Below are 22,422 nucleotides of genomic sequence, written 5' to 3'. Positions count from 1 at the left end.
CCGATGTCTCTGCGTCGTGGGGTATTTGTCTGCGTGGCGCTGCTGGCGGCTATCGCCATCGCGCTCTTTTACGGGTTGAAACCCGACCATCCCGATGCGCTGTGGCGCATCGTCAGCCAGCAATGTCTGCCCAATCAGCAGGCGCACGACAACCCGGCGCCCTGCGCGCAGGTGGATGTGCAGGCCGGTTTCGTGGTGTTTAAAGATCGCAACGGGCCGTTGCAATACCTGCTGATGCCCAGCGCCAAAATCACCGGTATCGAAAGCCCGGCGGTGCTGGACGCCGCCACGCCGAATTTCTTCGCGCAGGCCTGGCGCGCGCGCCACGTGATGGCGGAACGCTATGGCAAACCGATCGACGACGGCGATATTTCCCTGGCGATCAATTCGGAATATGGCCGCACGCAAAACCAGCTGCACATCCATATCTCCTGCCTGCTGCCGGCGGTAAAACAGCGGCTGGCGCAAATCGGCCCCCATTTCATCAAGCAATGGCAACCGCTGCCCGGCGGCCTGTTGGGGCATGACTATCTGGGGCGGCGGGTGACCGCCGCTGAACTGGAACAACAGGGCGCCTTCCGCCTGCTGGCCTCCGGCCTGCCGCGCGCCGACGGGCGCATGGGCAGCTTCGGCCTGGCGATGACCGCGCTGCCGGACGGCGATTTCCTGCTGCTGGCAACCGAGCGCAGCCTGCTGCCGTTCACCCTGGCCTCGGCGGAAGAGATCCAGGATCACGACTGCCGGCTGCTCACGCCGCCGCCGCGCGCCTGATTATTTTTTGCCTTTCATCTCCCGCAGGATCTGCCCGCACGGGTTCTCCTCGCCGCCTTCACTGGGCGAGACCAGCGCCAGCAGCGCCGCCGCAGGCGTCAGCACTGCCCCTAACGCCACCGCCGCCGCGCCGCGCGCGATCAGCGGCCCGGCTTTGACCCCGGCGTCCGGGTGCTTGAAGGTGCCTTTCACGTACAGCGGCGAACGCAGAGTCAGCACGCGCATACCCTTGCTTTCCGGATCGATGGACAAATCCAGCCGTTCGGTGGCGAGGTTGGTGTTGCCAGTGATGTTGATCACCGCGTTTTCGGTGTCGAACACAAACAGTCGCGGCGCGGCGACGCCGCTGCGGATGCCGACGTCCGCCGCCGCGCAGTTGATGCCCACCACGTCGTCACCGAACAGCTGCGCCACCAGATAGTTACCGACGTTCAGACCGAGGATCTCCATCAGGCTGCGGCTGATCACCCCGTTATTGATCAGCAGGCGCAGGTCGCCGTTGCTGGTCGCCAGCAGCTCGGCCACCGAATTACCGCTGCCCGTCAACCTGGCGTCGCCGTTCATCTGCCCGAGGCTGCGCTTCATCGCCTCCACGTTCGGCAACAGCTGTTTAAGCTGAAGTTTGCGTGCATGCATATCCACCTGCCCGCGCATCGGCTTTTTGCCGCCGTCGAGGCGCACGACAGCGTTCAGGCTGCCGCCCGCCATGCCGAAGCGCAGCGGATCCAGGCGCAGTTCGCCATTGTTCAGCTTCAGGTGCGTGGCCAGATCGCTCAGCGGCAAATCGCTGCCGCGTTCAATGCGCGCGGCGGCAAACTTCACGTCCGCATCCATCTTGCTCCAGCTTTGCGTATCGAACTGTTCGACCGGCAGCACCTTATCCGCCGGCTGACGGCTTTTCTCGCCGCGCCCGGCTTTGGCGGCGTTGGAGTCCGCGCCGATCAGCGGCGCCAGATCCGCCAATCTCAGCTGCCGGGAGTTCACCGCGCCGCTCAACGTGGGCCGCGGTTTACCGGCAACGTACTTCAAGCTGCCGTGAATGTCGCTGTCGCCGATTTTTCCGTCGAATTTCTGGTACTCAAACACCGCGCCGCCCGGCTGATGCAGGCGGGCGGTCAGATGGCCATCGGTCGCATACGGCGGGGTATTCGGCAACAACACGCCGGTCAGGCCATAGAGGTTGCTCAGGCTTTCACCGGAAAATTTCAGCTGTACATCCAGGCCGCCGAGGTTCAGCGGATCGGACAAGGTGCCCGCGACCACCACCCGGGTGCTGCCGGAGCGCACATCGGCCTGCAGCGGGAAGGGCAAATCGGCGCTCTGCAGCGACAGCATGCCGCCAATCTTGCCGCTGCCGCTCAACGGCTCGCCGTTATATTTGCCTTTCACCTGCCAGCCGAAAACGTAATCGGGGGTGGCGGCCTTGTCGCCGCCCTGTTTGCCGGTCACTTCACTGAACGGCAACGGTTTGCCGAGCGGATCGATGACGGCGCGGAAATCCGCCTTCAGCGTGGCGTCTTTAAAGGCGATCTGCCCCTTGTCGAATACGATGTCATGAACGGTGAACGACCAGTCGGAAGGCGGCTGCTTGGGATCCTGGCCGGCGGCCAGGTCAAACGTCCAGTTGTTGTCGCCGTTGGCCAGGCGTTGCAACGAAGCATTCGGCTGCTTCAGCCAGATACGCGGGATCAGCAGCTCTTTACCCAGCAGCGCCAGCGGCGCAATGCTGGCGTCGACGCGCTGCAGCGTCACCATGCTGTCGCCGGGCATGTTTTTCGGATTACCCAGCCACACGTCTTCGGCGTGAATATGCGGCCAGGGCACCCAGGCGCGCCAACCGCCCTCATCCGGATTGCGCGACCAGTCGACGCCCAGATCGCCGCGAATGGCAAACGGTCGCCGCAGTTCGGCCGACACTTTGTCGTTGATGGTGGGCTTGAGTCGATTCCAGTCGAAGGTCGCGATGAAGATCGCCAGCGCGACGATCAGCAGCAGCACAATGCCGCCCAGCCAGCTGAAAACCTTTCCTGTTCTTGTCATAGCGGCTCCCTCAGCGCATAAATCGGGCTGCCGAATGAAAGGAAAAGGAGTTAGCAGCCCCGTTTAAGCCTAGCTGAGGATAGGCCGGAGTTCACGCCGGCGCGCCGGGCGCGGCGAACAGCGTCGGCACGCTGTGCAGCGTTTCAAAGCACGCCGGGCGGGAAAGGTAGTAGCCCTGGGCGGCCAACGCGCCGGAACGCTGCACCAGCCGCCACTCTTGTTCGGTTTCCACACCCTCGACGATCACCCCGTCGCTGTGCTGGTTCATCATCTTGATCAGGGTGCCGAGCAGCTGGACGCCCTCTTCCGACTGTTTGAGCAAGGTAAACAATTCACGCGCCACCTTGATGTATTGATAGCGCCAGGCGCCGACGGCGGAGAAGTTGGCCAGCCCGCTGCCGAAATCGTCCAGCCACAGCCGCTCGCCGCCGACGATCTGCTGCAGCGGGCGGTTTGACGCCGTTGCGGCGTGCTCCACCAGCTCGAAGCGCAGATAGGGCATCTCGGCGATCTGCCGTTGCAAGGCGCTATGACGCTGTAATGCTTGCAGCGCGATGCCGTCGATATTGACCGACACCATCACCGCATGGCGGGTGAACAACGCCTGCCAGCGCTGCAACAGCGCCAGCTGTTCCTGAACCACCCGCAAACGCTGGGCGACGCCGAGCGAGGCAAAATAGTGTTCCGGGGATTGCCGCTTGTCCGGCTCATTCGGGTGATATACCGCCGTCAGCAGTTCCACCGCCAACAGCGCGCCGCTGGTGCGATAAATCGGCTGGAAGGTATACAAGCGCCGGCATTGCCGCCAGTAGCGCCGCGATTTGGCGCAGGCATAGAGGGCAAAACAGGGCGCCAGCAGACCCGAGATCAGATTGGTTATCATCGGTACTATCGCCGTGGCGGGGAAGTGAGAGCGCTGCCGCTGTTTCTTTACCCAACTTATCGGCCACGCCGCGTAAAACTTTAAGCACGAATTGCCGCACGCTTTCCTCTTCACCCTGTTGGCGTTGGCCGATCGCGATCATAAAAAATTAAAACACCGTTTTAATTTATTGACTCTCTTACCGCCTTGCGTGGAGACTGGTGGCTGTTGCTTCTTCTTTAGCCAGGGCTTATTGACGATGACTATCCGAAACCTCGCCGTGATCGGCGAATGCATGATCGAGCTGTCGCAGCAGGGCGCACAGCTGACGCGCGGCTTTGGCGGCGATACCCTCAACACCGCCATCTACCTCGCCCGCCAAATGCCGAAACAGACGTTGCAGGTGCATTACGTCACTGCGCTCGGCACCGACAGCTTCAGCGGCGAGATGCTGCAGGCCTGGCGGCAGGAGAAGATCGAGACCGGGTTGATTCAGCAATTCGACAACAAGCTGCCGGGCCTGTACGTGATCGAAACCGACGCCGCCGGCGAACGCACTTTCTACTATTGGCGCAATGACGCCGCCGCCCGCTATTGGCTTGCTGGACCGCAGGCCGGCGCACTGTGCGCGCGGCTGGCGCTGTTCGATTACCTGTACCTCAGCGGCATTAGCCTGGCGATCCTCGCGCCTGCCGACCGCACGAAGCTGCTGGCGTTGCTGCGCCGCTGTCGCGCCAACGGCGGCAAGGTGATCTTCGACAACAACTACCGCCCGCGCCTGTGGCCAAGCCGTGAGGAAACGCAGCAGGCCTACCGCGAGGTGCTGGCCTGCACCGACATCGCCTTTTTGACGCTGGATGACGAAGAATTGCTGTGGGGAGCGCAGCCGGTTGAACAGATAGTGACGCGCACGCAGGCGCTCGGCGTCGGCGAGATCGTTATCAAACGCGGCGCGGATGCCTGTCTGGTGTTCAATGTGGAGGGGGAGCGGCTTGAGGTGCCGGCGATCGCGCTGCCGCCGGAGCGCGTGGTGGATACCACCGCGGCGGGCGACTCTTTCAGCGCCGGCTACCTGGCGGTGCGCCTGAACGGTGGCGGTGCCCAGCAGGCGGCGCAGCGCGGCCACCAGCTTGCTGCAACGGTGATCCAACATCGCGGCGCCATCATTCCCGCAGCGGCGATGCCCGCATAATCAATAAGGCGGCGGCGAAGTCACCCCCGCCGCCCACGCAATGGATCCCAGAAGCATTGATCAGAGGATGATTGAAAGAATTTCCCTGGCGTTGGCTTATTTCCGCCCAGAGCTGCTAAGCTCGGGTCTTGGCATTGCCGTCTTTTTGAATTTATTAGCCGAGTATAAATTTCAATCCGCCGCACTGACTAGCTGGACTTTGGTGCAGGTCGGGCTGAGCCGCCGAACGACAGGGAGGTTACCGATGGCCGCCACATTCGCCAACGCCGTCGCCGCAAGACTGCATCTTGACGGCCGGCTACAGGCCTTTAGCCAATTCAAATACGCTTACTTGACCTTCAACAAACACCATCCCGATCGCCATCTGCTGGTATCGAACTACCCGCAAGAATGGCTGGACATCTACAGTGCCAATCGCTATCAGCGCATCGATCCCGTCGTGCGCGCCGCCCATAGCCGCTGTGCGCCCTTTATGTGGCACGACACCGCCCTCACCACCGAGGATCGGCATTACCGGAAGATCTTCAGCCAAGCGCGGGAGTACGACATCGTGCACGGTTGCAGCTTTGTTTTGCACGATCACGACAACAACCTGGCGATCTTGTCGATCAGCGCGACGGCAGCCGATGACGCCGAACTGCGGCAGCTAATGGAGGAAGAAAGGGCCAGCCTGCAGATGGTCTTGGTCGATACCCACCAGCACGCGTTTGCGTTGGCCAGTGCCGAGGCTGGCCGAAAGGATCGGCTCTCGCCACGTGAAGGGGAAATTCTCTATTGGGCCAGCCAGGGCAAAACCTATAATGAGATCGCGCTGATCCTGGGGATCAAAACCGGCACGGTGAAGTTTCACATCGGCAATGCGGTGCGTAAGCTGGGGGTCGCCAACGCCAAACACGCGATCCGGCGCGGCCTTGAACGGCAACTGATCGCGCCGCCGCAGGCATAAAAAAGCCGGCATTGCAGCCGGCTTTTGTTTTTTATCTTGCGGAAAATCAGCCCGCAACGGCGATACGTTTCATGTCGGTCATGTAGCCACGCAGTTTGCGGCCGACGGTTTCGATTGGGTGGCTGCGCACCGCTTCGTTCACGTCGCGCAGCTGCGCGTTGTCCACCGCCGTACCCGCCACGGCTTTGCCCAAATCGCCCGCCTGCAGGGTGGTCATGAAGTCCTTCAGCAACGGCACCGCTGCGTTGGCGAACAGGTAGTTGCCGTACTCCGCAGTATCGGAGATGACCACGTTCATTTCATACAGACGCTTACGCGCAATGGTGTTGGCGATCAACGGCAGCTCGTGCAGCGACTCGTAGTAAGCCGACTCTTCAATGATGCCGGCATCGACCATGGTTTCGAACGCCAGCTCAACGCCCGCTTTCACCATCGCCACCATCAGCACGCCATGATCGAAGTACTCTTGCTCGCTGATCTTGCCTTCAAACTGCGGCGCATTCTCGAACGCGGTTTTGCCGGTCTCTTCGCGCCAGGTCAGCAGTTTCACGTCGTCTTCCGCCCAGTCGGCCATCATGCCGCTGGAGAAGGCGCCGGAAATGATGTCGTCCATGTGCTTCTGGAACAGCGGCGCCATGATGGTTTTCAGCTGTTCGGACAGCGCATAGGCACGCAGCTTGGCCGGGTTGGACAGGCGATCCATCATCAGGGTGATGCCACCCTGCTTCAGCGCTTCGGTGATGGTTTCCCAGCCGAACTGAATCAGTTTCTCGGCGTAAGCCGGATCGGCGCCTTCAGCAACCAGCTTGTCGAAGCACAGCAGCGAACCCGCCTGCAGCATGCCGCACAGAATGGTCTGCTCACCCATCAGGTCAGATTTCACTTCAGCGACGAAGGAGGATTCCAGCACGCCGGCGCGGTGGCCGCCGGTCGCCGCCGCCCAGGCTTTGGCGATCGCCATGCCTTCGCCTTTCGGATCGTTTTCCGGGTGAACCGCAATCAGGGTCGGCACGCCGAAGCCGCGCTTGTACTCTTCGCGCACTTCGGTGCCCGGGCACTTCGGCGCGACCATCACCACGGTGATGTCTTTGCGCACCTGCTCGCCCACTTCAACGATGTTGAAGCCGTGGGAATACCCCAGCGCCGCGCCGTCTTTCATCAGCGGCTGCACCGCACGCACCACGGAAGAGTGCTGCTTGTCCGGGGTCAGGTTAACCACCAGATCCGCCTGCGGGATCAAATCTTCGTAGGTGCCGACCTTAAAGCCGTTTTCGGTCGCCTTGCGCCAGGAAGCGCGCTTTTCGTCGATCGCTTCTTTGCGCAGGGCATAGGCGACATCCAGGCCGGAGTCACGCATGTTCAGCCCCTGGTTCAGGCCCTGGGCGCCACAGCCGACAATCACCACTTTTTTACCTTTCAGGTAGCCGGCTTCGTCAGCAAATTCGTCGCGCGCCATAAAGCGGCATTTACCCAATTGCGCCAGCTGCTGACGCAGGTTCAATGTGTTGAAATAGTTAGCCATGGTGGTACTCCGGTTTGATGTTGTCTTGCATTGTTATTTTCATTCCCCGCCCTGTCTGTGCGGAGATTCGTTAAACTCAATGTATAACAGGAAATGCGTTGCTTAAATTGATATATTGAGAACGTGATATTGCAATTTTTGCAACACTCTCACTGCGAGCGTATCGATATGGATTTACGTGATTTAAAGCTGTTCCTGCATCTGGCCGAAAGCCATCACTTCGGGCGCACCGCCAAGGCGATGCACGTCAGCCCGTCGACGCTCTCCCGCCAGATCCAGCGGCTGGAAGAGATCCTCGGGCAGCCGCTGTTCCTGCGCGATAACCGCACCGTGCAGCTCACCGACGCCGGCGAACAGCTGAAAGAATTCGCCCAGCAAACGCTGCTGCAATATCAGCAGCTGAAGCACTCGCTCGGCCAGCACGGCCCTTCGCTGAGCGGCGAACTGCGGCTGTTCTGCTCGGTGACCGCGGCGTACAGCCACCTGCCGCCGATCCTCGATCGCTTCCGCGCGCAGCACCCGCTGGTAGAAATTAAGCTAACCACCGGCGACGCCGCCGACGCGGTCGACAAGGTGCAGTCCAGCGAGGCCGATCTCGGCATCGCCGGCCGGCCGGAAACGCTGCCCGCCAGCGTGGCGTTCACCAAAATCGGTGAAATCCCGCTGGTGCTGATCGCACCGGCGCTGCCCTGCGCGGTACGCAGCCAGGCGTTTGCCGACAAACCCGACTGGGCCGAGATCCCGTTCATCCTGCCGGAACACGGCCCTTCGCGAAAACGCATCGAGCTGTGGTTCCGCCGCCACCGCATCAGCAATCCGCTGATTTACGCCACCGTCGGCGGCCACGAAGCCATCGTGTCGATGGTCGCTTTGGGCTGCGGCATCGCGCTGATCCCGAGCGTGGTGGTGGATAACAGCCCGGAGCCGGTGCGCAACCGCATCTCGCAGCTGGATAACATCTCGATGGTCGAACCCTTCGAGCTGGGGGTCTGCGTCCAGAAAAAGCGCCTCAGCGATCCGCTGATCGACGCCTTTTGGCGGTTGCTGCATCCCCGCTGACGCGAGGTTTACAGATCCGCCGGATCGATCTGCTTCATCGTCTCTACCTGCATCAGCCAGTGGTAGAGCGGCTCAAGCTGCAAAAATGCCCCGGCCAGCTGCAGCGCCAGATCGGCGCTGAACAGCTTTTCCACTTCGCTGTCGGTCACCATCACCGCAAACGACTTGCGGTTATACCAGGTGGCGATCTCCGCCGCCTGCTCCTTCACCAGCGGGCGCTTGTAGCTTTCGCCCACCAGCTCGAACGGCGGCCGGCAGCAGGCGGCCACCTCAAGGAAAGGCTGCGGCCGCTGCCTCAGCGTATGGCGGAACAGATCCATGGTCGGCTTGTTGGCGCTGTAGTAGCCGAGCCCATAGCGCAACATGTCCGGCCCCAGTTCAAAAAAATACACCGGCGCATCTTTCCAGTCTTTGCTCGGGCGCTTGAACGTCAGCCACATGCGGCTGCGGTAGCGCGATTTATCATGAGAAAAGCGCGTATCGCGATGAATGCGCGACAGCGTTTTGCCGATCGCCGGGCGAGTCTCGAACTGCGGATCGATCGCCAACATGCCGGGAGCCAGCTGCTCCACCAGCGCGCGGAACGGCGCCAGCAGCTCGCGATCGTAGATGTCGCGGTTGCCGTCGAACCACGCCTTATCATTCTCAATCCGCACCTGCTGCAGGAAATTCAGGCCCTGCTGACTAAAGCCGGAGAAAGGTTGCGTCATAAGCTTTTCCGTTCTGACGATTTATCGGGTGTTGCGCAGATCTTCCCTCTGCCAACGGCGTTTGATAAACACGCGCCGACGCGTGCGAAAATAAGCGACATACAGGTAGAACGCCGCCCGATTGCTGAATAGCGCACCACCCACCGCGCCCCCCAGCAACATGGCAACGGTGGCGATGCCGGTCATGCCCGTCGCCCACGCTACTGCAGCGCCAAGGCAACACAGACCGAGCATGCCAAGATAGTATTGCAGCAATACCACCCCGCTGTTTTTCCCCTGCACCAGTTGGAACAGGATCAGCGTCATCCACACCGCCACGATCGCGCCGCTGCCCATGAGAACGGCGGCGGAAGTCCTGCCGCTCCAGGCGGCCGCCACGTCCGTGGCCAGGCCCATTACGCCCGCCAGCCCCAGCGTCAGGCATACCATCAGCAACATGACATTGCCGACGCCCGGCGGTGACAGCCGCTGGCCCGGCGTCAGGAAATGCTGCTCAAGCTGCGCATCCACGCCGGCGAAAAGCGCGCGATCGCGCGCCGCGATTTGGCTTTCCATCTCCCGGCCCTGCGCGATCAGGCGTTTAATCATCCAGTCCGCCATTACCTCACCATCTGCGGCAATTTCTGCATAATGCCCACAAAATACTGCCCGGTGGTTTTCACATTCACCGGCGCAGACAGGGTGCCGCTGATGCCGCTGCCCACGAACGTCAACGCGTTATTGAGCGCCGAATGCAATTGCTGACGCAGCCCGTTTTGGATCGCTTCCGTCGGGTAACGCTTCGGGTATAAGCCGTTCTTCACCATTTCTTTCAAGACGTTATTGGAAATCCCCGGATTTTCCGCTCGAATGATGTTTTCGGTCAGCCGCTTCCTTTCGCTGCGGGGCATGCTTTTCAGCCATTCCGTCGCCTTGCGCGCCGAAATGCGGCGCATGGCGCGGTAGGTCATCGTCGCTTCCTTCAGGGCGGCTCCCGCGCTGGCCAGCGAGATCACATCGAGTACGGTGCTGGTGGCGATATACCACTGCTCAGAGTCGAGCTGCGCCAATTCATCGCCTTTCCCGTCATACAGCTTGTTGACACGGTATAGCCCATTGCCGCACTGCAGCGCGCTGGCGGCCATGCCGGCATAGCCCAGATAAGCCACCGCAGAGCTGGTGCCGCCGGTGAACGGCACGGCGACGCTGCCCGACGCCAGTAAAAATACCGATACCAGCAGCGTTCCGCACGACAGCGCGGCCGAGGCCAACTCTTTGCTGACGCTGGGTTTGCTCAACGCTTCCGACAGCGTATTGGTCGCGGCAACGCGCGAGGTATGAGCCACCGTTTTGCTGATGACCACGTGCGTGACCTGCGAAGCGTTCGAATAACCGGTGTGCTGCGTCGGGCGGACTAAAAATGAGTTTTGCCCGTCGGAAAAAATAATTCCCACGCCATGAAAAGCGAGGCTGCAGTCCAGCGAGTCCTGCAAGGCTTGCAGATTAATATCGCGATAGAATTCTTGTACCCCGGCATTGCCCAACAGGCGGGCAAATTCGGCGTTGGTCAAATCGTCTTCGGGAGAACCGAACGGCGTAGAAAAAGCGGTTTTCATTGTCGTGCATCCCTATACGTCAGAAGTCTTGGCAGTATAAAAATGCACGACAAAATCACAACCATGCAACCCATAAACTGACTAACGCGTCACGGTTGCTTATCAATCCGGCTCATCCCTGCAAAAAGAAGCGGAACGCCGGGTTGTCGGTTTCGTCGTGGCAATCGTAGCCCAGCGCCTGCAGGTGCCGCTCGAATTCCGGCTCGCTTTGCGCCAGCTCGAAGGCCGCCAGCACCCGGCCGAAGTCGGTGCCGTGGCTGCGATAGTGGAACAGCGAGATGTTCCAGTGCGTGCCCAGCGTCTGCAGGAACTTCAGCAGCGCGCCCGGCGATTCCGGAAACTCAAAGCTATACAGCCGTTCGCGCAGCGGCTTCGACGGACGCCCGCCCACCATGTAGCGCACGTGCAGCTTGGCCATCTCGTCGTCCGACAGATCCACCACCTGATAACCGCCGGCGTTGAGTTCGTCGATGATCTCCCGCCGTTCGGCGTGACCGCGCGTCAGCCGCACGCCGACGAAAATGCAGGCGTTGTCGGCATCGGCGTAGCGGTAGTTGAATTCGGTCACCGAGCGGCCGCCCAGCAGCTGGCAGAACTTGAGGAAGCTGCCCTGCTGTTCCGGAATGGTTACCGCCAGCAGCGCTTCGCGCTGTTCGCCCAGTTCGCAACGCTCGGAAACATAGCGCAGCCCGTGGAAGTTGAGGTTGGCGCCCGAGAGCACGTGCGCCAGACGCTCGCCCTGAATGTTGTGCTGCTGGACGTACTTTTTCAGCCCCGCCAACGCCAACGCGCCGGAAGGTTCGGCAATGGCGCGCACGTCCTCGAACAGATCTTTGACCGCCGCGCAGATAGCGTCGCTGTCCACGGTGATCACGTCGTCCAGATACTCACGGCACAGGCGGAAGGTTTCGTCGCCGATGCGCTTCACCGCCACGCCTTCGGCGAACAGCCCGACGCGCGCCAGATCCACCGGATGGCCGGCATCCAGCGCCGCGCGCAGACAGGCGGAGTCTTCCGCTTCGACGCCGATCACTTTGATCTGCGGCATCAGCTGTTTGATCAGCACCGCCACCCCGGCGGCCAGGCCGCCACCGCCGACCGGCACGAAAACCCGATCCAGATGCGCGTCTTGCTGCAGCAGCTCCATCGCCAGCGTGCCCTGCCCGGCGATCACCGTCGGGTGATCGAACGGCGGCACGAAGGTCATGCCCTGCTGTTGGGAAAGTTCAATCGCCTTCGCCTTGGCCTCGTCGAAATTGGCGCCGTGCAGCAACACTTCGCCGCCGAAACCGCGCACCGCATCCACCTTGATGTCCGCGGTGGACACCGGCATCACGATCAGCGTTTTGATGCCCAGCCGTTTACCGGAGAAGGCGACGCCCTGCGCGTGGTTACCGGCCGAAGCCGTCACGACGCCGCGCGCCTTCTGCTCTTCGTCCAGACCGGCGATCATCGCATAGGCCCCACGCAGCTTGAAGCTGTGCACCGGCTGGCGATCTTCGCGCTTCACCAAAATGGTGTTGCCGAGGCGCGAAGAGATTTTGCTCATGGCCTGCAACGGGGTGACTTGCGCCACCTCGTAAACCGGCGAGCGCAGTACCGCTCGCAGATATTCCGCGCCGCAGGGGGCGCTGGGTAGGGGTTGAGAGACCGCCATGCTGCTTATCCCCCCAGTTTGCTCTTGTCGCGCACCGCGCCTTTATCGGCGCTGGTGGCCAACGAGGCGTAGGCGCGCAGCGCGAAGGACACCTGACGCTCACGATTTTTCGGCGTCCAGGCCGCGTCGCCGCGCGCCAGTTCCGCCTCATGCCGCGCCGCCAGCTCCTGCTCGCTGACATCCAGTTGGATGCCGCGATGAGGAATGTCGATCGCGATCATGTCGCCGTCCTGCACCAGGGCGATCAGGCCGCCGTTGGCCGCTTCCGGCGAAGCGTGGCCGATGGACAACCCGGAGGTGCCGCCGGAGAAACGCCCGTCGGTGATCAGCGCGCACGCCTTGCCCAGCCCCATCGATTTCAGGTAGGTGGTTGGGTAAAGCATTTCCTGCATGCCCGGGCCGCCTTTCGGCCCTTCGTAGCGAATCACCACTACGTCGCCCGCCACCACTTTGCCGCCGAGGATCGCTTCTACCGCGTCGTCCTGGCTTTCATACACTTTGGCCGGGCCGCGGAAGGTGAGGATTTCCTTGTCGACGCCGGCGGTTTTGACGATGCAGCCGTTTTCCGCCAGGTTGCCGTACAGCACCGCCAACCCGCCGTCCTGACTGTAGGCGTGCTCACGGGTGCGGATGCAGCCTTCCTTGCGGTCGGTGTCCAGCGAATCCCAGCGGCAGTCCTGAGAGAATGCCTGCGTGGTGCGGATACCGGCCGGCCCGGCGGAGTACATTTTCTTGACGCTTTCGTCGCGGGTCAGCATCACGTCGTAGGCCTCCAGCGTCTGCGGCAGGGTCAGCCCCAATACGTTGTTCACCTCGCGGTTCAGCAAGCCGGCGCGATCCAGCTCGCCGAGGATGCCGATCACGCCACCGGCGCGGTGCACGTCTTCCATGTGATATTTCTGCGTGCTCGGCGCCACCTTGCACAGGTGCGGCACTTTGCGCGACAGGCGATCGATGTCCTCCATGGTGAAGTCCACCTCGCCTTCCTGCGCCGAAGCCAGCAGGTGCAGCACGGTGTTGGTCGAGCCGCCCATGGCGATGTCCAGCGTCATGGCATTTTCAAATGCCGCCTTGTTGGCGATATTGCGTGGCAGCGCGCTCTCGTCGTCCTGCTCGTAATAGCGTTTGGTCAGCTCGACGATGCGCTTGCCGGCGTTGAGGAACAGTTCCTTACGATCGGCGTGGGTGGCCAGCAGCGAACCGTTGCCCGGCTGCGACAGGCCCAGCGCTTCGGTCAGGCAGTTCATCGAGTTGGCGGTGAACATGCCGGAGCAAGAGCCGCAGGTCGGGCAGGCGGAACGCTCGATCTGCTCGCTGTCGGCGTCGCTGACGTTCGGGTTCGCCCCCTGGATCATCGCGTCCACCAGATCCAGCTTGATGATCTGGTTGGAGAGTTTGGTTTTGCCGGCTTCCATCGGGCCGCCGGAAACGAAGATCACCGGAATGTTCAGGCGCAACGCCGCCATCAGCATGCCCGGGGTGATCTTGTCGCAGTTGGAGATGCACACCATCGCGTCGGCGCAGTGGGCGTTCACCATGTATTCGACCGAGTCGGCGATCAGCTCGCGCGACGGCAGAGAATAGAGCATGCCGCCGTGGCCCATGGCGATGCCGTCATCCACCGCGATGGTGTTGAACTCTTTGGCCACGCCGCCTGAAGCTTCGATCTGTTCGGCGACCAGTTTGCCCAGATCGCGCAGATGCACGTGGCCCGGCACGAACTGGGTAAAGGAGTTGACCACGGCGATGATCGGCTTGCCGAAATCGGCGTCGGTCATCCCGGTCGCGCGCCACAATGCGCGGGCACCCGCCATATTGCGGCCGTGGGTGGTGGTGGCGGAACGGTACTTAGGCATGCTCTTTTCACTCCAAATGTATTTATGGCAGGCGGCGAACGAACCGCCTGGATATTTCTTATCTTGTCTGTCTTGTCGTCCGCCACGCTGCGCGGCGAGCCTTGTCGTTACGGGTTTACCGGATCCAGCCAACCGTACTTGTCTTCTGTCTTGCCGGTGAACAGGCCGAAGAACGCCTGTTGGATCTGTTTGGTCACCGGGCCACGTTTACCGATACCGACCTGAATGCCGTCCACGCTGCGCACCGGCGTGATCTCCGCCGCAGTGCCGGACATGAACACCTCATCGGCCAGGTACAGCGATTCGCGCGACAGCACCTGCTCGCGCACCTCGAAGCCCATGTCTTTCGCCAGCTTGATGATCGCGTCGCGGGTGATGCCCGGCAGCGCCGACGAGGTGAACGGCGGGGTGTAAATCACGCCGTCTTTCACCTGGAACAGGTTCTCGCCCGCCCCTTCGGAAATGTAGCCGTGCACGTCGAGCGCGATGCCTTCCTGATAGCCGTGGCGGCGCGCTTCGCTGCCCACCAGCAGAGAGGAAAGATAGTTGCCGCCGGCTTTGGCCGCGGTCGGGATGGTGTTCGGCGCGGCGCGGTGCCAGGAGGAGACCATCGCATCGATGCCTTGCTCCAGCGCCTCTTCACCCAGGTAAGCGCCCCAAGGAAACGCCGCGATAATCACGTCCGTTTTATAACCGGCCGGCGGGTTGACGCCCATGCCGACATCACCGACGAACACCAGCGGGCGAATGTAGGCGCTGACCAGATTGTTCTTGCGCAGCGTGGCGCGGCAGGCTTCCATCAGTTCGTCGACGCTTTGCGAAACCGGCATGCGGTAGATTTTCGCCGAGTCATGCAGGCGCTGCATATGCTCGCGATGGCGGAACACCACCGGCCCCAAGTGCGAGTCGTAGCAGCGCACCCCTTCAAATACCGACGTGCCGTAATGCAACGCGTGCGACATCACGTGCACTTTGGCCTCGGCCCAAGGAACCATCTCACCATTGAACCAAATGTAATCGGCTTTCTTAGTCATTGTTATTTATCCTTCTCGGCGCCTCAGGCGCGTATTTGTTGTGATGTTGGCTGCTGGATCTCGACGCAGGAGACGTCCATCAGTTTACTTAATTGAGATGACAACAGGGCAACCGGGCGCGGGCTGGCAACGGTCAATTCGATATTGATGCTGTCGGCGTTGGCCGGGGAAACCATATTCATAGCACAAACCTGAAAGCCGCGATGACGCACGACCCGCAATACGCGCTCTAACATTTCGGGGCGAAAACGCGCCTGGATCGAGAGTTGATGCTGCATCATGATATTTCCTCCAACATGGTTTCGTTGCCGGCGCCCGGCGGCACCAGCGGCCAGACGTTTTCGAGTTCGTCGATAGAGACCTGCAGCAGATACGGGCCTTCGGTGTTGAACAGCGCCTCGAGGGCGCCCTCCACCTGATCCTTGCGGCTGATGCGCTGGCCGGGAATGCCGAAGGCGGCGGCCAACATCAGGAAGTCGGGGTTATCGGACAGGTTGGTTTCGCTGTAGCGGCCGTCGAAGAACAGCTGCTGCCATTGACGCACCATCCCGAGGCGCTGGTTGTCCAGCAGCACGATTTTGAGCGGCAGCTGCTTGCGCTTGATGGTGCCCAGTTCCTGCACGTTCATCATGAAGGAGCCATCGCCCGAGACGCAGATCACCGTATCTTGCGGGCGGGCAATCTGAGCACCTACCGCGGCCGGCACGCCGAATCCCATGGTGCCGAGGCCGCTGGAGGTGATGAAATTCTCCGGGCGCTCGAACGTCATGTGCTGCGCGCTCCACATCTGGTGCTGACCGACGTCGGTGGTCACCACGCTGTTGGCAGGCTTGCGGTCAGACAGCTGGCGCAAGAACAGCGGCGCGTAGATCGGCTGGCCGGGATGATCGTAGCGGCAGGCGTGCTCGGCTTTCAGCGCCGTCACCTGCTGCTGCCAGGCGGCGATGTCCAGCGGGCGCTGCAACGCCGGCAGCAACGTTTTCAAATCACCCTGCAGGGCCACATGCGCCTGGCGCAGCTTGCTCATTTCCGCCGGGTCGATATCCATGTGGATCACTTTGGCGTGCGGCGCGAAGGCGTTCAGCTTGCCGGTCACGCGATCATCGAAACGCGCGCCGACGGCGATGAGCAGATCGCACTCCTGCACCGCCAGGTTGGCAGCCTTGGCGCCATGCATGCCCAACATGCCGAGATACAGCGGGTCTTGCGCGTCCGGCGCGCCCAGCCCCTTCAGGGTGGCGACGTTCGGCATGCGGGTCACCGCGATAAATTCACGCAGCGCCGGCACCGCCTGCGCCATGCCCACGCCGCCGCCGACGTACAACATCGGTTTGTGCGCCTGCGCCAGCAGCGCGGCCGCCTCTGCCAACGCCGCCGCCGGGAACGCCGGCGCTTCGTCAACCGGCATCAGATGCGGGTGCAGGTCCCCCTGCGCCAGCTGGATGTCTTTCGGGATATCGATCAGCACCGGGCCGGGGCGGCCGCCTGCGGCGATGGCGAACGCTTCCGCCATGATGCCCGGCAAGGCGTCCAGCGACTCCACCAGGAAGCTGTGCTTGGTGCAGGCCAGAGACAGGCCGAGAACATCGATCTCCTGAAAGGCATCGGTGCCGATCAGCGCGGAACCCACCTGGCCGGTGATGGCAACAACGGGAACAGAATCGAGCAGCGCATCAGCCAGGCCAGTGATCAGGTTGGTGGCGCCGGGGCCGGAAGTGGCGATGCAAACGCCGACCTTGCCGGTGGCGCGGGCGTAGCCGATGGCGGCCATGGCGGCGCCCTGTTCATGGCGGCACAGCAGGTGTTCCACGCCGCCGTCATACAACGCATCGTACACCGGCATGATTGCCCCGCCCGGATAGCCGAATACGGTATCCACACCCTGCGCACGCAACGCTTGAACTACCCACTGAGCGCCATTCATGGTTATTTCCCCGCCTTTCTTCGACAACTGCAGGATTTTGTTCTGTTTTTCATGCTCTGCCCCTTGCTCCACTTTTCTCTTGCCAATAAAAAACCCCCGGACCTGACGGTGCGGGGGTTCTCTTGCGATTCCGGCTTGTTTGCTAAGCCTTTCTTCGTCCAAGTGCAGCCCCGCACGGTGGGATAATAATCACCACCACGCTAATCACGACTAGGCTAATCACTTGGGCAAAGGCTTTCATAATGGGTTTGTTCACTGTGCTCATTCAGAACTAATGCTTACAGAGGTACCACAGCCGCGCGCGACATGACAACACTTTTTTTGCGTTATTATTCGGCGCAATCTGGTCATACCTCACGCGAATCGCCCCTCTTTCACACGTTGGCGCGCATACCCGGATTTTCTACCGCGTCGGTGATCGCCTTGCCGCGCGTATCCTTGCCGAAGAACACCAACAGGGCGATCGCCACCGCCACCGTACCGGCGACGATCGCCATCGCCAGACCGTAATTATGCCCATGATGCTCGGCGATGGTGGCTTGCAGCGTGGCGTTGACCGAGGCGATCAGGTTACCCAGCTGGTACACGAACCCCGGCAGCACCGCGCGGGTGTTGGCCGGCACCAGCTCGGTCAGATAGGTCGGCACCACGCCCCAGGCGCCCTGCACCATGAACTGCATCAGGAAAGCGCCGATCCCCAACATCAGCGAACCGCTGGAAAACGCCCACAGCGGGATCACCGGCAGCGCCAACAGCGCGGCAATGATGATCGCTTTTTTGCGGCCGATCTTTTCTGACAACGAACCGAAGAAAACACCACCGATAATTGACGCGATATTGTAGCTAATGGCGATGATACTGACGGTTTTAGGGTCGAAACCGTGCTGAACTTTCAGAAACACCGGATACAGATCCTGCGTACCGTGGGAGAAGAAATTGAACGCCGCCATCAGCAGCACCAGATAGCAGCACAGCTTCCAGTGGCTCTTCAACACCGGCAGCAAGGCGGTGCTCTCTTTGCGTTCACGCGCCGCCAGCCATACCGGCGACTCCTGCACGCAATAATAAATAAACGGCAGCAGCAGGATCGGCGCCGCGCCGATGACGAACATGCCGCGCCAGCCGACCGTTTCGAACAGCAGGCCGTACACCACCGCCGCCAGCAGATAACCAAACGGATAGCCGGCCTGGAAAATACCCGACATCAGGCCGCGTGAGCGGTCCGGTATGGTTTCCATCGCCAACGATGACGCCACGCCCCAAATGCCGCCCATCGCAACACCGTACAACACCCGCAACAGCAAGAAGACCGTCAGCGAGGGCGCGGCGGCAGAGAGCAACTCAAACACCGAGAAAAAGACGATATTCAACATCAGGATCGGCTTGCGGCCATATTTTTCCGCCGCACGCCCGAAGATCAGCGCGCCAATCGGGCGCACCGCCAGCGTGAGCAGAATCGCCAACGTGACCTGTTCCAGACCGACGTGAAAGGACTGCGCGATGTCGCTGAGTAAGAATACCAGCACGAAAAAATCGAAAGCGTCGAGCGTCCAGCTTGAAAAGCTGGCGATTGCCGCGTTGCGTTGCAGCGGGGTCCAACCAAACATAGTGTTATCCCTACCGTAGAGTACGAAGTCAGGAGGTTTAGCGGCTGCCGGGCAGAATGCGGCGGCGGTCGGGGCTTGTTAAAGAAGTGATTTTTCTTTTAATCAATTGTTAAATACACCCGTTAACCCTATGATTGCAATGTGTATGGGCCACTAATGTGTTGCAGCCTTCAGCGAATTGTTAATGGGTATTGCCGCAGGATGCGAGGCGGCTCGCACAATCTCATTTACTTCGATGAAAATGAGCAATTACGCTGCGAAACCCCTAGAAAAACCACCAATAACGCCGCGCAATGCCAGGATGAATCACGCATCATGTCGTCCTCAGCAAGGAGAGCGATATGTCACTGGCGTTAATCTATAGCCGCGCCATCATCGGCGTTCAGGCCCCTTCCGTGACGGTGGAGGTGCATATCAGCAATGGCCTGCCCGGCCTGACGCTGGTCGGCCTGCCGGAAACCACGGTAAAAGAGGCGCGCGATCGGGTGCGCAGCGCCCTGATCAACAACGGTTTCACCTTTCCCGCCCGGCGCATCACCGTCAATTTAGCCCCCGCCGATCTGCCGAAAGAAGGCGGGCGTTACGATCTGCCGATAGCGCTGGCGATCCTCGCCGCCTCCGAGCAGTTACCCCTCGCACCGTTGGCACGCTACGAGTTTCTTGGCGAGCTCGCGCTGTCCGGCTCACTGCGCGCGGTCAGGGGAGCGATCCCGGCGGCGCTGGCGGCGGCTGATGCCGGGCGGCAACTGATCCTCTCGACGGACAACGCCGCCGAAGTCGGCCTGATCGCGCAGTCGCACTCCCATACTGCCCAACACCTGCTGGAAGTCTGCGCTTTTCTGCTCGGCCAAGGCGAACTGCCGGTGGCGGCCGCGCCCCCCGATGCAGACAACGCGTGCGAAAACGCCGACCTGCGCGACATCATCGGCCAGGAACAGGCCAAGCGGGCATTAGAGATCGCCGCCGCCGGCGGGCATAACCTACTGTTGGTTGGGCCACCGGGCACCGGTAAAACCATGCTGGCCAGCCGTCTCACGGGCTTACTGCCGCCGCTGACGGAGACTGAGGCGCTGGAAAGCCTGGCGGTCGCCAGCTTGCAGCATCATATTCCCGCCGCTCTACCATGGCGTCAGAGGCCGTTCCGCGCACCGCACCACAGCGCCTCGATGGCGGCATTGGTCGGCGGCGGCTCACTGCCGCGACCGGGCGAGATCTCGATGGCGCATAACGGCGTGCTGTTTCTGGATGAACTGCCGGAATTCGAGCGTAAGGTACTGGATGCGCTGCGTGAGCCGTTGGAATCCGGCGAGATCGTGATTTCACGTGCCAACGCCAAGGTCTGTTTCCCCGCCAGGGTGCAACTGATCGCGGCAATGAACCCCAGCCCGACAGGGCATTATCAGGGATTGCACAATCGCGCCTCACCGCAGCAGGTGTTGCGCTATCTGGCCCGGCTGTCAGGGCCTTTTCTCGACCGTTTCGATCTGTCTATCGAAGTACCGCTGTTGCCGCCGGGTACGCTCAGTCATCGGAAACCCCAGGGAGAAAGCAGCGAACAAGTACGGAAAAGGGTGCAGCAGGCTCGCGCCCGGCAGCTCGAACGCGCCGGTAAAGTCAACGCGCTGTTGAGCAACCGCGAAGTGGAACGAGATTGCGTTTTGCAGGCGGCTGACGCCGAGTTTTTGGAAGCAACATTAAACACGCTGGGGTTATCGGTTCGCGCCTGGCAGCGCATCTTGAAAGTGGCGCGCACGCTGGCGGATTTGGCGGGAGATGCTGAACTCGACAGGCACCACCTCAGCGAAGCGCTGGGCTATCGCAGTATGGACCGCCTGCTGTTACAACTGCATCGCAGTCTGGAATGAAAATGGGGCCCGCAGGCCCCATCGTCTTTAGTCTTCGCTGTCGCTGTAATCTTCTACTGCGTCAGCCTGCGGTTTACCGCCGGACAGAGTATGGAATTTCTTCGGGCGACGTGTGCGCGCCAGATATTTAGCCCATACTTTTTCCTGCTCGGTAGCCGCTTCGCGCTCACCGCGGCACACTGCGACGAACAGCTGTTCTTCTTCAGTGGCCGGCTGGCGTTTACCCGAGTCCAACTCGTTAAACGCGTAGCCGAAGCGCTCTAGCAATTGCGCCTCTTTAATGGTGAAATCGCCGTGACGGGAGAACCCGCGAGGGTAATGTTTATTATCAAAAAAACGATTGGTCGTGGTGAAGCTATCCGCCATCTGACACGCTCCTAATTCTCTTATGGCCGTGCTGTTTATGGCGCGGAGTATTAGATAGGCTTGACAGCGTGTAAAACAAAACATTTAAATCTTAACGACAAATTTTTTTGGAGATAGGTGTGGATACCGAATTACTGAAAACCTTTTTGGAGGTCAGTAGAACGCGTCACTTTGGCAGAGCCGCAGAATCTTTGTACTTAACGCAGTCCGCGGTCAGTTTCCGCATCCGTCAGTTAGAAAACCAGTTAGGCGCAAATTTATTTACCCGTCATCGCAATAACATCCGCCTGACGCCTGCCGGCGAGCGGCTTCTGCCCTATGCCGAGAGCCTGATGAACACCTGGCAGTTGGCGAAGAAGGAAGTCGTGCGTTCGCTGCAACACACCGAGTTATCGATCGGCGCTACCGCTTCGTTGTGGGAGGCCTATCTGACCCCCTGGTTGCAAGCACTCTATCAACAACGCGAGGCGCTGCAGCTAGAAGCCAGGGTGGCATTAAGGCACTCTTTGGTAAAACAACTGCATGAAAGGCAGCTCGATTTACTGATCACCACTGAACCGCCGAAGATGGATGAATTGGCCAGCCAGCAACTGAGCAATTTCTCATTACGCCTGTACTCATCCGCTTATCGTGACAAACAGGCCCCAATGCCCTACATCAAGCTGGAATGGGGAGCCGACTTCCACCAACAGGAAAACCGCATGTTGGAAGGTGATAACGTACCGGTGCTTACCACCACCTCCGCTCACCTGACGCGTCAGCTGTTGGAAACCACGGGCGGATGCGCTTTCCTGCCCAGCCATTGGGAAAAAGAGTACCCACAGCTGGTGGCCGCCAGCGAGATCCCGCCGATTATCCGCCCACTGTATGCCGTCTGGTTGCAAAACAGCGATCAACAGCCTTTGATTCGACAATTACTTAAAATACCTTTAAATACCGCAGCCTAAAGCGCTATGGCGGCCTTAAAAGCCGCCACCGTGGTCTTGGCTGTCTATCATGCCAAAAGCCGCCCATCGCCTTCTGAGAGAAGAAAATGCAAAATGTCGGGAGAATCAGGAGCTCCGCGGAGGTAAAGATCGAAAGGTTATGGAGCAATTCGGATCAGATAAACATCAGCATAGAACAGCCGATGCGCTCTTTTCCAAAACGATAACGCGCTAAGGAAAGGGATAATAGGTAAAAAAAAACCCTTTGCTTTCGCAAAGGGTTCTTAATATGGCAGGGGCGGAGAGACTCGAACTCGCGACACCCGGTTTTGGAGACCGGTGCTCTACCAACTGAGCTACGCCCCTAAATCTCGCTTAACATTATGCCTGCTAATAAAGCAGGCATAATTAAATAAGTGGCGGAACGGACGGGGCTCGAACCCGCGACCCCCTGCGTGACAGGCAGGTATTCTAACCAACTGAACTACCG

The 22,422-nt window shown here is 60.6% G+C and carries 20 protein-coding genes and 1 tRNA gene; 6 read left to right on the top strand and 15 right to left on the bottom strand.

Going from position 1 to position 22,422, the window contains the following annotated elements; translation table 11 throughout:
• The first annotated feature begins 3 nt into the window (after positions 1–3).
• A complete protein-coding gene (locus tag AC2CGI_RS23550; protein WP_015379387.1) occupies positions 4–771 on the top strand; it encodes a CDP-diacylglycerol diphosphatase in 768 nt (255 codons plus the stop codon).
• Here the strand turns inward: AC2CGI_RS23550 and AC2CGI_RS23545 are convergent, their stop codons facing one another.
• Entirely contained in the window at positions 772–2,811 is a 2,040-nt protein-coding gene (locus AC2CGI_RS23545) for an AsmA family protein (RefSeq protein ID WP_015379388.1), read from the bottom strand. It abuts the gene before it with no gap.
• Positions 2,812–2,902: 91 nt separating this feature from the next.
• On the bottom strand, positions 2,903–3,694 hold the full coding sequence (pdeH, locus tag AC2CGI_RS23540) for a cyclic-guanylate-specific phosphodiesterase (protein ID WP_015379389.1): 792 nt from the start codon (positions 3,692–3,694) through the stop codon (positions 2,903–2,905).
• Positions 3,695–3,932: 238 nt separating this feature from the next.
• Between pdeH and kdgK the strand changes: the two genes are divergently transcribed.
• On the top strand, positions 3,933–4,865 hold the full coding sequence (gene kdgK / locus AC2CGI_RS23535; protein WP_015379390.1) for a 2-dehydro-3-deoxygluconokinase: 933 nt from the start codon (positions 3,933–3,935) through the stop codon (positions 4,863–4,865).
• Positions 4,866–5,109: 244 nt separating this feature from the next.
• Positions 5,110–5,811, top strand: a complete 702-nt coding sequence (locus tag AC2CGI_RS23530) for a LuxR family transcriptional regulator (protein WP_075685515.1) — start codon at positions 5,110–5,112, stop codon at positions 5,809–5,811.
• Positions 5,812–5,857: 46 nt separating this feature from the next.
• Here AC2CGI_RS23530 and ilvC read toward each other — a convergent pair whose 3' ends face one another.
• The gene (ilvC, locus tag AC2CGI_RS23525) at positions 5,858–7,333 is read right to left on the bottom strand and encodes a ketol-acid reductoisomerase (protein WP_004929973.1); all 1,476 of its coding nucleotides are present in this window, start codon (positions 7,331–7,333) and stop codon (positions 5,858–5,860) included.
• 168 nt (positions 7,334–7,501) lie between these two features.
• Between ilvC and ilvY the strand changes: the two genes are divergently transcribed.
• Entirely contained in the window at positions 7,502–8,392 is an 891-nt protein-coding gene (ilvY, locus tag AC2CGI_RS23520; RefSeq protein ID WP_031300319.1) for an HTH-type transcriptional activator IlvY, read from the top strand.
• A gap of 8 nt (positions 8,393–8,400) precedes the next feature.
• On the opposite strand, the gene AC2CGI_RS23515 is transcribed toward ilvY, so the two are convergent.
• The 10 genes from AC2CGI_RS23515 to AC2CGI_RS23470 all read right to left on the bottom strand — a co-directional run bounded on the left by AC2CGI_RS23515 (position 8,401) and on the right by AC2CGI_RS23470 (position 18,775).
• Positions 8,401–9,102 (bottom strand): DUF2461 domain-containing protein, encoded by a 702-nt coding sequence (locus AC2CGI_RS23515; RefSeq protein WP_076741291.1) that lies wholly within the window; start codon positions 9,100–9,102, stop codon positions 8,401–8,403.
• Positions 9,103–9,123: 21 nt separating this feature from the next.
• Positions 9,124–9,702, bottom strand: coding sequence for an immunity protein Sip4 (gene ssi4, locus AC2CGI_RS23510; protein ID WP_021505228.1), 579 nt, complete (start codon positions 9,700–9,702; stop codon positions 9,124–9,126).
• Positions 9,702–10,697: an Ssp4 family T6SS effector gene (gene ssp4 / locus AC2CGI_RS23505; RefSeq protein WP_004929965.1), complete on the bottom strand. Its 996-nt coding sequence runs from the start codon at positions 10,695–10,697 to the stop codon at positions 9,702–9,704. The genes ssi4 and ssp4 overlap by 1 nt, the downstream gene beginning before the upstream one ends.
• Before the next feature lie 112 nt (positions 10,698–10,809).
• Positions 10,810–12,354, bottom strand: a complete 1,545-nt coding sequence (gene ilvA / locus AC2CGI_RS23500; protein WP_016930473.1) for a threonine ammonia-lyase, biosynthetic — start codon at positions 12,352–12,354, stop codon at positions 10,810–10,812.
• A 5-nt stretch (positions 12,355–12,359) separates the two neighbouring features.
• Complete coding sequence (gene ilvD, locus AC2CGI_RS23495) at positions 12,360–14,210, bottom strand: dihydroxy-acid dehydratase (RefSeq protein ID WP_015379395.1); 1,851 nt, start codon at positions 14,208–14,210, stop codon at positions 12,360–12,362.
• A 107-nt stretch (positions 14,211–14,317) separates the two neighbouring features.
• A complete protein-coding gene (locus AC2CGI_RS23490) occupies positions 14,318–15,244 on the bottom strand; it encodes a branched-chain amino acid transaminase (RefSeq protein ID WP_004929958.1) in 927 nt (308 codons plus the stop codon).
• A 23-nt stretch (positions 15,245–15,267) separates the two neighbouring features.
• On the bottom strand, positions 15,268–15,525 hold the full coding sequence (gene ilvM, locus AC2CGI_RS23485) for an acetolactate synthase 2 small subunit (protein ID WP_004929955.1): 258 nt from the start codon (positions 15,523–15,525) through the stop codon (positions 15,268–15,270).
• Entirely contained in the window at positions 15,522–17,168 is a 1,647-nt protein-coding gene (gene ilvG, locus AC2CGI_RS23480; RefSeq protein WP_075685519.1) for an acetolactate synthase 2 catalytic subunit, read from the bottom strand. The genes ilvM and ilvG overlap by 4 nt, the downstream gene beginning before the upstream one ends.
• A 142-nt stretch (positions 17,169–17,310) precedes the next feature.
• On the bottom strand, positions 17,311–17,409 hold the full coding sequence (ilvL, locus tag AC2CGI_RS23475; protein WP_013814970.1) for an ilv operon leader peptide: 99 nt from the start codon (positions 17,407–17,409) through the stop codon (positions 17,311–17,313).
• A 133-nt stretch (positions 17,410–17,542) separates the two neighbouring features.
• Positions 17,543–18,775: an MFS transporter gene (locus AC2CGI_RS23470; protein ID WP_004929950.1), complete on the bottom strand. Its 1,233-nt coding sequence runs from the start codon at positions 18,773–18,775 to the stop codon at positions 17,543–17,545.
• Between the two features lie 341 nt (positions 18,776–19,116).
• Here AC2CGI_RS23470 and AC2CGI_RS23465 point away from each other — a divergent pair, with 341 nt between their 5' ends.
• Positions 19,117–20,640 (top strand): YifB family Mg chelatase-like AAA ATPase, encoded by a 1,524-nt coding sequence (locus tag AC2CGI_RS23465; RefSeq protein WP_015379397.1) that lies wholly within the window; start codon positions 19,117–19,119, stop codon positions 20,638–20,640.
• Positions 20,641–20,667: 27 nt separating this feature from the next.
• Here AC2CGI_RS23465 and AC2CGI_RS23460 read toward each other — a convergent pair whose 3' ends face one another.
• Positions 20,668–21,006, bottom strand: coding sequence for a MaoP family protein (locus AC2CGI_RS23460; protein WP_004929946.1), 339 nt, complete (start codon positions 21,004–21,006; stop codon positions 20,668–20,670).
• Between the two features lie 119 nt (positions 21,007–21,125).
• Here AC2CGI_RS23460 and hdfR point away from each other — a divergent pair, with 119 nt between their 5' ends.
• Complete coding sequence (gene hdfR / locus AC2CGI_RS23455; protein ID WP_015379398.1) at positions 21,126–21,953, top strand: HTH-type transcriptional regulator HdfR; 828 nt, start codon at positions 21,126–21,128, stop codon at positions 21,951–21,953.
• A gap of 269 nt (positions 21,954–22,222) precedes the next feature.
• On the opposite strand, the gene AC2CGI_RS23450 is transcribed toward hdfR, so the two are convergent.
• Positions 22,223–22,298, bottom strand: a tRNA-Trp gene (locus AC2CGI_RS23450).
• Positions 22,299–22,422 lie beyond the last annotated feature (124 nt).

The sequence above is a fragment of the Serratia sp. LSHTC3 genome (assembly GCF_057197125.1).
Note: the sequence above shows the minus strand (reverse complement) of the source record. Positions and strands in the feature narration are given on the sequence as shown.

Coding starts and splice junctions, on each gene's coding strand:
- AC2CGI_RS23550 (WP_015379387.1), top strand. CDS start 4: ATGTCTCTGCGTCGTGGGGTATTTGTCTGCGTGGCGCTGCTGGCGGCT.
- AC2CGI_RS23545 (WP_015379388.1), bottom strand. CDS start 2,811: ATGACAAGAACAGGAAAGGTTTTCAGCTGGCTGGGCGGCATTGTGCTG.
- pdeH (WP_015379389.1), bottom strand. CDS start 3,694: ATGATAACCAATCTGATCTCGGGTCTGCTGGCGCCCTGTTTTGCCCTC.
- kdgK (WP_015379390.1), top strand. CDS start 3,933: ATGACTATCCGAAACCTCGCCGTGATCGGCGAATGCATGATCGAGCTG.
- AC2CGI_RS23530 (WP_075685515.1), top strand. CDS start 5,110: ATGGCCGCCACATTCGCCAACGCCGTCGCCGCAAGACTGCATCTTGAC.
- ilvC (WP_004929973.1), bottom strand. CDS start 7,333: ATGGCTAACTATTTCAACACATTGAACCTGCGTCAGCAGCTGGCGCAA.
- ilvY (WP_031300319.1), top strand. CDS start 7,502: ATGGATTTACGTGATTTAAAGCTGTTCCTGCATCTGGCCGAAAGCCAT.
- AC2CGI_RS23515 (WP_076741291.1), bottom strand. CDS start 9,102: ATGACGCAACCTTTCTCCGGCTTTAGTCAGCAGGGCCTGAATTTCCTG.
- ssi4 (WP_021505228.1), bottom strand. CDS start 9,702: ATGGCGGACTGGATGATTAAACGCCTGATCGCGCAGGGCCGGGAGATG.
- ssp4 (WP_004929965.1), bottom strand. CDS start 10,697: ATGAAAACCGCTTTTTCTACGCCGTTCGGTTCTCCCGAAGACGATTTG.
- ilvA (WP_016930473.1), bottom strand. CDS start 12,354: ATGGCGGTCTCTCAACCCCTACCCAGCGCCCCCTGCGGCGCGGAATAT.
- ilvD (WP_015379395.1), bottom strand. CDS start 14,210: ATGCCTAAGTACCGTTCCGCCACCACCACCCACGGCCGCAATATGGCG.
- AC2CGI_RS23490 (WP_004929958.1), bottom strand. CDS start 15,244: ATGACTAAGAAAGCCGATTACATTTGGTTCAATGGTGAGATGGTTCCT.
- ilvM (WP_004929955.1), bottom strand. CDS start 15,525: ATGATGCAGCATCAACTCTCGATCCAGGCGCGTTTTCGCCCCGAAATG.
- ilvG (WP_075685519.1), bottom strand. CDS start 17,168: ATGAATGGCGCTCAGTGGGTAGTTCAAGCGTTGCGTGCGCAGGGTGTG.
- ilvL (WP_013814970.1), bottom strand. CDS start 17,409: ATGAAAGCCTTTGCCCAAGTGATTAGCCTAGTCGTGATTAGCGTGGTG.
- AC2CGI_RS23470 (WP_004929950.1), bottom strand. CDS start 18,775: ATGTTTGGTTGGACCCCGCTGCAACGCAACGCGGCAATCGCCAGCTTT.
- AC2CGI_RS23465 (WP_015379397.1), top strand. CDS start 19,117: ATGTCACTGGCGTTAATCTATAGCCGCGCCATCATCGGCGTTCAGGCC.
- AC2CGI_RS23460 (WP_004929946.1), bottom strand. CDS start 21,006: ATGGCGGATAGCTTCACCACGACCAATCGTTTTTTTGATAATAAACAT.